The sequence below is a fragment of the Streptomyces sp. NPDC031111 genome, from assembly GCF_055570675.1.
Genome location: NZ_JBVIGS010000020.1, coordinates 129,578 through 138,785, shown reverse-complemented (window position 1 = coordinate 138,785; position 9,208 = coordinate 129,578). Strand labels below are relative to the sequence as shown.

Genomic DNA, 9,208 nt, shown 5'->3' with positions numbered 1-9,208 from the left:
TACCCCCCCCCCCCCCCCCCCCCCCCCCCCCCCCCCCCCCCCCCCCCCCCCCCCCCCCCCCCCCCCCCCCCCTTCTCCCTCTTTTCCCCCCCCCCCCCCCCCCCCCCCCCCCCCCCCCCCCGGCCCCTCACCGCCGTGGGCGGCTCGGTGCTACGGCCGGAAGCGGAGGACCTGCGGGTCGTGGTCGCTGATCTGGTCGTGGAATTCCGCGTTGATGTGCACGCTGTCGTACGTGAAGCTGCCGCGGCGGATGGACGGGCTGATCAGGATCTGGTCCAGGGCCTGGCTGTTGCCCTGGTAGACGTACGAGTAACGCTCCGAGCGGGGCAGGGACTTGATGGCCGACCAGAGGGTTCCCCGGCCTTCCAGGATTTCGGTGGTCTCGGAGAACTCGAAGTCGTTGATGTCGCCCAGGGCGATCACGTCGGCGTTCTTCTGGGTCTTGAGGATCTTCGCCGTGAAGTCGTGGACCGCCTCGGCCTGGAGGTGGCGCTGGGTCTCCGAACTCCGGGACGGGGGCTGGTACTGGGAGTTCAGGCTCTGGTCGCCGCCCTTCGAGGCGAAGTGGTTGGCGATGACGATGACCGTGCGGCCCCGGAAGGTGAACTCGCCGGCGAGCGGCTTGCGGCTGTTCTCGAAGGCCGCGGAGGCCGGGTCGATCCGGCCGGGGGACAGGGTCAGGGCCGCCTTGCCGCGGACCTTCGTGACGTCGGTGGCGGTGGTGGCGTCGCCGCCGGCGCGGTCCGTGAAGGAGACCCTCTCGGGGTTGAAGAGGAACGCCTGGCGGATGTTGCCGCCCGGTTCGCCGCCGTCCTGCTTGTCGGCCGGGTCGATGGCGCGCCAGTCGTAGCGGGGGCCGCCGGCCGCCTCGATGGCGTCGATGAGCTGTGTCAGGGTCCGGTCGGCGGCCACCGTGCCGTCGTCGGTGGCGCCGTTGTTGTCCTGGATCTCCTCCAGGGACACGATGTCCGGGGACTTGAGGTTGTTCACGATCGCGGCGGCGTGGGCGGCGAAGGTGTCGTCCGAGGGGTCGAGGTTCTCGACGTTGTAGGTGGCGACCGACAGTTCGGAGGTGTGCTGGCCGCGGGTCGTCTCGCGGGTGAGATTCCCTGGTTCCAGGGTGCCCAGTTCGTTGGCCACCAGGGTGTAGCCGCCGTACTGGTTGTAGTCCAGGGGGCCCTCGGTGGTGCCGGAGAGGGTGTCGCCGACGTTCGCGTCGGGGAAGTCGGACGCCTTGCCCAGCGACTGGATCTGGAGACGGCCGGTGTTCTGGGCGTCGTAGGAGCCGTAGACCGTGCCGCCCCGGTGGTTGCGGTTCTCGTGCGGCTTCACCGTGACCCAGAGCTCGGTGTACGGGTCGGTGGCGCCCACCACGCGCGTGTCGGAGACCTGGACGTTCATGCCCTCCAGGGACTCGTAGAGGTCCAGGGCGTACTCGTTGGGGCGCAGGGGGAGCGCGTTGATCGAGTTGTTCGCCGCCGGGTCGCCCGCGGGGGTGTACGCGGCGGGGACGGAGCGCGCGTCGATGGTGGTGGCGGCCGGGAGCGGGTTGCCGCTCGAGGTGACCGTGAAGGTGGGGCGGGTGATTTCGGTCAGGGACTGGTTGCCCGAGGAGGTGCCTCCCGGGACGTACTCCGAGACGGTGCCGGAGACCGTGACCGCGTCGCCCACCGCGACGCCCTTGGGGGTGGAACTGGTGAAGACGAAGACGCCCTCGCTGGTGGCGGGGTCGGCGTCCGGGGCGGGGTCCTGGATCCAGAAGCCGCGGGACGAACCGTAGGTGCGGATGCCGGTGACGATTCCGGTCACGTCGGTCACCTGCTTGCCGGCGAACGGCGAGACGCGGGTGTCGCCCTGGATGTCGTGGACGCGCACGGTGTCGGCGTGCGCGGGGGACGTGAGGACGACGGCGGATGTCGCGGAACAGGCGGCGGCGACGGTGAGCGCGGCGAGACGCGCGGACTTTCTCGGCAACGGAATCCCTCCGGGGATGTGTGAACCACCCTCTTCTACGCGCGTCAATCTCCTGTCAGGCCGGGCCACTTGTCAAGGTTTCGGCCATGTACGGGCGCTGAAGAGGAGATGAAGCGGGCGGCATGGGTGGAAATCCGTCTAGGCTGAGCGGCTGAGTCGTAAGAGGCGCCCTAGGAGAATCAGCCGATGTCAGACAGCTCCATCCTGCCGCCTGCGCGGCTGCACCCCGAAGCGGAGCTGGCGCGCGACGCCCTGTCCACCCCGGTGCTGTCCCGGGCCGCCCGGCTCGCCCGCTGGGCCGGGCCGGGGACCAGGGTCGACGCCGGTGGCGGGCTCGTCGAGGAGCAGCTGCCGGCCGCCGCCGCGGAGCTGGGGCTGAGCGGGGAGGACGCGGCCGCCGATGCCGGCGAGGCCTGGCGTGTCGCCGTGGACGCCGGACTCGTCGAGGTGGTCGACGAGGAGGAGGGGACCGTCACCGCGGGCGCCGATCTGGCGCTGCTCACCGGTTCGCCCCAGGACGTGCTCGGGGTGTGGCTCGCGGCCCTGGAGACGGTGATCGGCGATGCGAGCGTTCCGGACCTGGGCGGGCTGGTCGACGCCATCGCCGAGGGGGAGGGGGCCGGGGAGCTCGATCTCGACGCCCTGGACTGGGATCCGGAGGCCGAGGCGGAGTTCCTGGACGGCGTGCTCGGGAATCTGTACCTGCTGACCGTGGGCGGGGAGGGGGTCGGCGGGACGATGGTGCCACTGCCCGCGCTGGCCGCGTCGGTGATCGTGCCCGGCGACATGACGGAGCCCACCAACGACGTCCTCGAGCAGGTGTCCGACGCGATGATGCGGCTGGACGACCAGTTCCGCATGCTGGAGCCGGTGGGGCTCGTGGAGTACCGGCCGGTGGACGAGGCCCTGATGGCCGACGCCGAGGAGGAGCCCGCGGCGCCGGAGGACGACACCGACGTCTCGCGTTACGGCATGGTGCGGCTGACCCCGCTCGGGCTGTACGGGCTGCGCGCCCGGCTGCTGGAGGCCGGATTCGAGGCGCCGGCCGTCGGCGACCTGGTGGACAAGGGCGCCGACGCGCTGCTCGACGGCACCGCCGTCTTCCCGCCGGCCGCCGCCCACGCGGAGACCGAGCAGTGGCTGGACCGGCGCGATCCGCTCGAGGCCGCACGTGAGCTGCTGGCCGCGGCACGCGGAACGGACCCGGGGGCGCCGCTGCGGCGGCTGCGGTGCCAGCAGGCGCTGTCCCTGGTCGGTGCCTCGGCCGAGCCCGCGCTGCGCGAGGTGCTGGACGATCCGGAGCTCGGCGGGCTGGCCCGGGTGTGGCTGGCCGAGCACGGGGCGACCGATGTGCCGGCACCGTCCGAGGCCCTGATCTTCTGGCTGACCATCGACACGGTCGCCGCCCAGCTCGCCGCCGAGGGCAACTCCGAGGAACTCCGCGCCCTGGTGGAGGGACTGGCGCGCCAGCACGGCGGCTTCTTCGACACGGCCTGGCGGGTGGACCACCCGGCGACGGCGGACGTGCTGGAGGCCATGGGGCGGCTGCACCCCGACAAGAAGATCGCCAAGGAGGCCCGGAAGGCGGCCTTCAAGGCGCGGTCGCAGCACGGGGGCTGACCCGCGCGACGCGCGGTTCACGGAAGCGAGAACCGGCGTGACCCGCGGTGTTCAACTGGCGTTCAGGCATGGGCGGGAGCGTGGCGGACGAACGGGGTTCGCCACCCTCCACGGCCTATCCACCGTCACAGGAGACAGCATGTCGCTCACCCGCAGGGACTTCGCCAGAACGTCCGCGATCGCCGGTGCCGGTGTCGCGCTGGCGGGCAGTGTGGCCGCCCTCGCCTCCGCGCCCAACGCCCTCGCGACCGCCGACACCGAGAGCGCGGACGAAGGGAGCGAGGAAGCGGCGGGCCGGCACGGCGGGGTCGGGTACGGGCCGCTCGTCGCGGACCCGGACGGACTCCTCGCCCTGCCCGCGGGCTTCACCTACCGCGTCCTCACCCACACCGGCAGGACGCGGCTGGAGTCGGGTGAGTTCACGCCCGGCTCCCACGACGGCACGGCCGCCTTCCCCGGCCCCCGCGGCACCACCCTCCTGGTCAACAACCACGAGATGGACGGCCCGCGCGACGAGGCAGATTTCCCCGTCCCGCTCACCGAGGGCCTGGTCTACGACCCGGCCGCACCCGGCGGCTGCACGGTCGTCGAGGTGCGCCGCGACGGCAGCGTCGCCGAGTGGGTCGGCATCGCCGGCACCGCCAACAACTGCGCGGGCGGCAGCACCCCCTGGGGGACCTGGCTCACCTGCGAGGAGAACTCCGACCGGGCCGGCGAGAACGGCATGACCAAGGACCACGGCTACGTCTTCGAGGTCGACCCCGCCGACCGGCGCGCCAACCGCGACCCCAAGCCGCTGAAGTTCTTCGGCCGTTACGACCACGAGGCCGTGGTCATCGACTCCAAGCGCGGCCACGCCTACCTCACCGAGGACGCCGACGAGCCCAACGGCCTGTTCTACCGCTGGACCCCGCCCGAGGGCTTCCGCTACGGCCCCGGCACGCTCCGCACCCTCGCCGACGACGCCGGCGTCCTCCAGGCGCCCAAGTGCTACGACTCCGGCGGCCGGTACGTCGACGACCTCTCCCGCGCCACGAGGACCGGCACGGTCTACGGCGTCGACTGGGTGGACGTGCCCGACCGGGACGCGCGCACCGTCGACGTGCGCGAGCAGTTCGGGGACGGCGAGGTCACCCGCGCCCGCAAGCTGGAGGGCATGTGGTGGGGCGACGGCGGGGCGTACATCGTCTCCTCGTACGCCCGTGAGGAGAGCCCCGTGCAGCACGACGGGCAGGTCTGGTTCTACGACCCCAGGCGCCGCACGCTGACCCTCAAGGTGCTGCTCGGTGTCAACCGGGACCCCTCGAAGGACGGCGCCTTCGACGGTCCGGACAACATCACCGTCTCCCCGTACGGAGGGCTGATCATCGCCGAGGACGGTGAGGGCGTGCAGCATCTGTTCGGGGCCACCGACAGCGGACGCACCTACCCCATCGCCCGGAACGACCTGAACATCGGCACCGAGGAGGAGCCCGAGTTCAGCGAATTCACCGGCGTCACCTTCTCGCCCGACGGCAGGACCCTTTACGCCAACATCCAGGACCCGGGCATCATGGTCGCCATCACCGGGCCCTGGAAGCGGCAGAAGCGCGGGTAATTAATTCGCTCGCCCGGCCGAGGGCCGCCCTCTTAGAGTGATGCACGTCCAGGTGCGAAGGCAGGACCTACTTCCACTCATAATGGGGCGGTCACGGGTTCGAGTCCCGTCACCGGCACAACGCGCCGGTGTAGCTCAGGGGTTAGAGCACCATCGTCGGTTCCGCCGGCCTTGATCTCTGGACACACAACTTCATGCACCTCCCGGTGCGCGGGCGACGGCTCCTTCGTTGTGATCGAATCCAGGCCGCCGCCGACTTGAACTCGGGAGGTGCGGCATTTGGTGGGTGCCCGGTGCGCAGGCAGCGGCTACTTCTCGGATCGGGTTCACTGCGGGTTCGAATCCCGTCGTCGACCTCGGGTCGATGTGGCGGAACTGGAAGACGCGCCTGACTTGTACCGCGGCCGACTCATTCCTCGGGCACCCTCCTTTGTCGCGCCTCCCTCCGATGTCCAAGAGAATTCGGGGGAATTCACCATGGCGCGATTCAACACCCGGGCCGCCAAGGCGCAGCCGGCGTCGCGTGTCACGTCGACCGGCCGTGTGCTGCGCACCTACGAGGGCGGCCGCGGACGCGAGCGGGAGCCGCGCTCCGAGCTCTTCCTGCTCGCCGTCTCCAACTTCGTGACCCAGCAGACCTTCTACGAGACCGGCGAGGACCGTGACGACCGGTTCGCGGGGCTCGTGCGCGAGCTCGCCGTGAGCGACCCGTCGTGGACGGCCGGACTGCTCGGCTGGCTGCGCGGCGAGGGCAATCTGCGGACCGCGTCGATCGTGGGCGCCGCCGAGTACGTCAAGGCCCGCCTGGACGCCGGCGCGACCGACGGCCCGTCGAACCGGCAGGTCGTGGACTCCGTGCTGCGGCGGCCGGACGAGCCCGGTGAACTGCTCGCGTACTGGACCGCGCGGTACGGGCGGAGCATTCCCAAGCCCGTCAAGCGGGGCGTCGCCGACGCCGTGCGCCGCCTCTACGGCGGCAAGGCCCTGCTGAAGTACGACACCGCCTCCAAGGGCTACCGCTTCGGCGACATCCTCAACCTGGTGCACGCCGCCCCCGACCCGGAGAAGCCGTGGCAGGGCGAGCTGTTCCGGTACGCCCTCGACCGCCGGCACAACCCGGACACCGCGGTGCCGCCCGCGTCGAACCGCGTCCTCACCGCGCACCGCGAGCTGATGGCGCTGCCCGTCGAGGAGCGGCGCGCGGTGGTCACGGCGCCGGACGGGGCGGAGCGGCTCGCGGCGGCGGGCATCACCTGGGAGGCGCTGGCGGGCTGGCTTCAGGGGCCGATGGACAAGGCGGCCTGGGAGGCCGTGATCCCGTCCATGGGCACGATGGCCCTGGTGCGCAACCTGCGGAACTTCGACGAGGCCGGGGTCTCCGACGAGGTCGCCGCGCGGGTCTCCGCCCGCATCGCCGACCCGGCGGAGGTCGCGCGGTCGCGGCAGTTCCCCTTCCGCTACCTCGCCGCGTACCAGCACGCGCCGTCGCTGCGCTGGTCGTACCCGCTGGAGCAGGCGCTCGGGCACTCGCTGGCCAACGTGCCCGCGCTGCCCGGCCGCACGCTGGTGCTCGTCGACCGTTCGGGCTCGATGTTCTACTCGCGGATGTCGGACCGCTCCGAGCTCACCCGCGCGGACGCGGCGGCCGTCTTCGGCACGGCGCTCGCGCTGCGCGCCGCGAAGGCGGACCTCGTCGAGTTCGGCTCGACCAGCAAGCCGGTGCCGTTCCGCCGGGGCGAGTCGGTGCTGAAGATCCTCGACCGGTTCGGCGACCTCGGCGGCACGGACACCACCGAGGCGGTGCGCCGGCACTACAAGCGGCACGACCGGGTGCTGATCGTCACCGACGAGCAGTACGCGTACAGCCGGCACGGCGACCCGACCGAGCAGGTCCCGGCGGACGTTCCGGTCTACACCTGGAACCTCGCCGGCTACCGGGCGGGCCACGGCCCGTCGGGCACCGCCAACCGGCACACCTTCGGCGGGCTGTCGGACGCGGCCTTCCGGATGGTTCCGCTGCTCGAGGCCGGCCGGGACGCGAACTGGCCCTGGGCCGCGTGAGGCCGTACCCCGGTCCGGGGCCCTCCCCCTTCCCTGCTCGGTAGGGTACGGGGAGGGTTCCCGGGTGCGAGGAGTGGCTGATGGCGCGGGTCAGGTCCATGCGCGCGGACGCCCGCCGCAATCGCGGGCTGCTGCTCCGGGCCGCGGTGGAGGCGTTCGCCGCGCACGGCGAGGGCGCCTCGCTGGACGACATCGCCAAGCGGGCCGGCGTCGGCTCCGGCACCCTCTACCGGCACTTCCCGACGCGTCAGGCGCTGCTGGAAGCCGCGTACGTCGACCGCATCGAGTCGATCGCGGGCCGGGCCGGTGAGCTGGCCGAGCGGCTGCCGCCGGGCGAGGCGCTGCTGGAGTGGCTGAACGAACTCGGCGCAGGGATGATCCAGATCCGCGGGCTGCGGGCGCTGCTGGGGTCCGCCGTCGGGGGCGGCGGCACGGAGTGCTGCGACCCGCTGAAGAGCGCGGTGTCCCGGCTGGTCGGCGCGGCGTGGGCGGCGGGGGCGCTGCGCCGGGACGTCGGACCGGACGATGTGCTGCGGCTGGCCCACGGGGTGGCGACGGCCTCGGAACTGGCGGGCGGGGAGGGCACGCACATCCGCCGCTACCTGGAACTGCTGATGGACGGGCTGCGGCCCTAGGCGCCCCCTGCGCGGGGGCGCCCTGGGGGTGTGTGGTCAGAGGGCCTGGGCGGCCGGCTTCACCATTCCGCGTACCGTGCGGGACTTCACGAAGTCGCCCATCGCGGTCATCTCCCACTCGCCGGAGAACTGGCGGATCAGCTTCGCCATCATCACGCCCGTCTGCGGTTCGGCGCTCGTGAGGTCGAAGCGGACCAGTTCCTCGCCCGTGCTGGCGTCCAGCAGGCGGCAGTACGCCTTGGCCACCTCGGTGAACTTCTGGCCCGAGAAGGAGTTGACCGTGAAGACCAGGCCGGTGACCTCCATGGGGAGCCGGCCGAGGTCGACGGTGATCACCTCGTCGTCCCCGCCGCCCTCGCCGGTGAGGTTGTCGCCGGAGTGCCGGATCGCGCCGCCCACGATCTGGAGCTTGCCGAAGTAGCAGCTGTCGATGTGGTTGCGCTGCGGGCCGTAGGCGATGACCGAGGCGTCCAGGTCGATGTCCTTGCCGCGGTAGGCCGGCTCCCAGCCGAGGCCCATCTGGACCTGGGACAGCAGCGGGCGGCCGCCCTTGATCAGGGAGACGGTCTGGTTCTTCTGGAGGCTGACCCGGCCCTTGTCGAGGTTGATCTTCCCGGCGCCGGGGGCGGGGGCGGGTGGGGCCGGGGGAGTGGCGGCTGCGGCGGGCGCGGTGGGTGCCGCGGCCGGCATGGGGGGTGCCTGCGGGGTGGCCGGCTGGGGCGGGGCGGCGGCGGCCGGTTCCTCGACCGTGACGCCGAAGTCGGTGGCGATGCCGGCCAGGCCGTTGGCGTAGCCCTGTCCGACGGCTCGGGCCTTCCAGGCGCCGTTGCGCAGATAGATCTCGACGACCACCAGTGCCGTCTCCGAGCCGAGGCCCGGGGGAGTGAAGGTGGCCAGGACCGTGTTGTCGTCCGCGTTGCGGAGGGTGGCGGTGGGTTCGATGCCCTGGAAGGTCTGGCCGGCGGCGTCGGGGCTCGCGGTGACGACGATCTTCTCGATGCCGGGGGGCACGGCGGTGGTGTCGACCGTGATGGCGTCGGGGGCGGTGCCGCCGCCGGAGCGGTACGTCACGCCTGGGCCGGCGGGTTGGTTGTAGAAGATGAAGTCGTCGTCGGAGCGCACCTTGCCGTCGGCGGTGAGCAGCAGGCCCGAAACGTCGAGGCGCACGGGGGCGGCGACGTCCACCGTCACTCGGGCGGTGGGGAGAGGGATGTTCGAGCCGGGGGTCATAGCGGTCATGCCGGGTGAACGAGCGAGGCCGTTTTACCGTTCCCTTACCTGTCGCCCGATCGGGCGGTGGGGTTCGGAACGTTCTTCGCCC

6 protein-coding genes and 1 tRNA gene are annotated in these 9,208 nt (G+C 72.1%); 5 read left to right on the top strand and 2 right to left on the bottom strand.

Annotated elements, in window-relative coordinates; all coding sequences use genetic code 11:
* Positions 1 to 150: 150 nt before the first annotated feature.
* Entirely contained in the window at positions 151 to 1,974 is a 1,824-nt protein-coding gene (locus ACZ470_RS32920; protein WP_468433196.1) for an endonuclease/exonuclease/phosphatase family protein, read from the bottom strand.
* Between the two features lie 186 nt (positions 1,975 to 2,160).
* Between ACZ470_RS32920 and ACZ470_RS32915 the strand changes: the two genes are divergently transcribed.
* From ACZ470_RS32915 to ACZ470_RS32895, 5 genes are all read left to right on the top strand, one after another.
* Positions 2,161 to 3,594: a hypothetical protein gene (locus ACZ470_RS32915; RefSeq protein ID WP_468433194.1), complete on the top strand. Its 1,434-nt coding sequence runs from the start codon at positions 2,161 to 2,163 to the stop codon at positions 3,592 to 3,594.
* A gap of 139 nt (positions 3,595 to 3,733) precedes the next feature.
* Positions 3,734 to 5,191, top strand: a complete 1,458-nt coding sequence (locus ACZ470_RS32910) for an alkaline phosphatase PhoX (RefSeq protein ID WP_468433192.1) — start codon at positions 3,734 to 3,736, stop codon at positions 5,189 to 5,191.
* 45 nt (positions 5,192 to 5,236) lie between these two features.
* Positions 5,237 to 5,306: transfer RNA gene (locus ACZ470_RS32905), tRNA-Met, on the top strand.
* A 362-nt stretch (positions 5,307 to 5,668) separates the two neighbouring features.
* Positions 5,669 to 7,252, top strand: coding sequence for a TROVE domain-containing protein (locus ACZ470_RS32900; protein WP_468433190.1), 1,584 nt, complete (start codon positions 5,669 to 5,671; stop codon positions 7,250 to 7,252).
* 80 nt (positions 7,253 to 7,332) lie between these two features.
* On the top strand, positions 7,333 to 7,887 hold the full coding sequence (locus tag ACZ470_RS32895; RefSeq protein ID WP_468433188.1) for a TetR/AcrR family transcriptional regulator: 555 nt from the start codon (positions 7,333 to 7,335) through the stop codon (positions 7,885 to 7,887).
* Between the two features lie 36 nt (positions 7,888 to 7,923).
* Here the strand turns inward: ACZ470_RS32895 and ACZ470_RS32890 are convergent, their stop codons facing one another.
* Positions 7,924 to 9,117, bottom strand: coding sequence for a TerD family protein (locus ACZ470_RS32890; RefSeq protein ID WP_468433202.1), 1,194 nt, complete (start codon positions 9,115 to 9,117; stop codon positions 7,924 to 7,926).
* Positions 9,118 to 9,208 lie beyond the last annotated feature (91 nt).

Bases quoted from the DNA above. Each gene is read 5' to 3' on its own strand.
- ACZ470_RS32915 (WP_468433194.1), top strand. From the start codon at position 2,161: ATGTCAGACAGCTCCATCCTGCCGCCTGCGCGGCTGCACCCCGAAGCG.
- ACZ470_RS32910 (WP_468433192.1), top strand. From the start codon at position 3,734: ATGTCGCTCACCCGCAGGGACTTCGCCAGAACGTCCGCGATCGCCGGT.
- ACZ470_RS32900 (WP_468433190.1), top strand. From the start codon at position 5,669: ATGGCGCGATTCAACACCCGGGCCGCCAAGGCGCAGCCGGCGTCGCGT.
- ACZ470_RS32895 (WP_468433188.1), top strand. From the start codon at position 7,333: ATGGCGCGGGTCAGGTCCATGCGCGCGGACGCCCGCCGCAATCGCGGG.
- ACZ470_RS32890 (WP_468433202.1), bottom strand. From the start codon at position 9,117: ATGACCCCCGGCTCGAACATCCCTCTCCCCACCGCCCGAGTGACGGTG.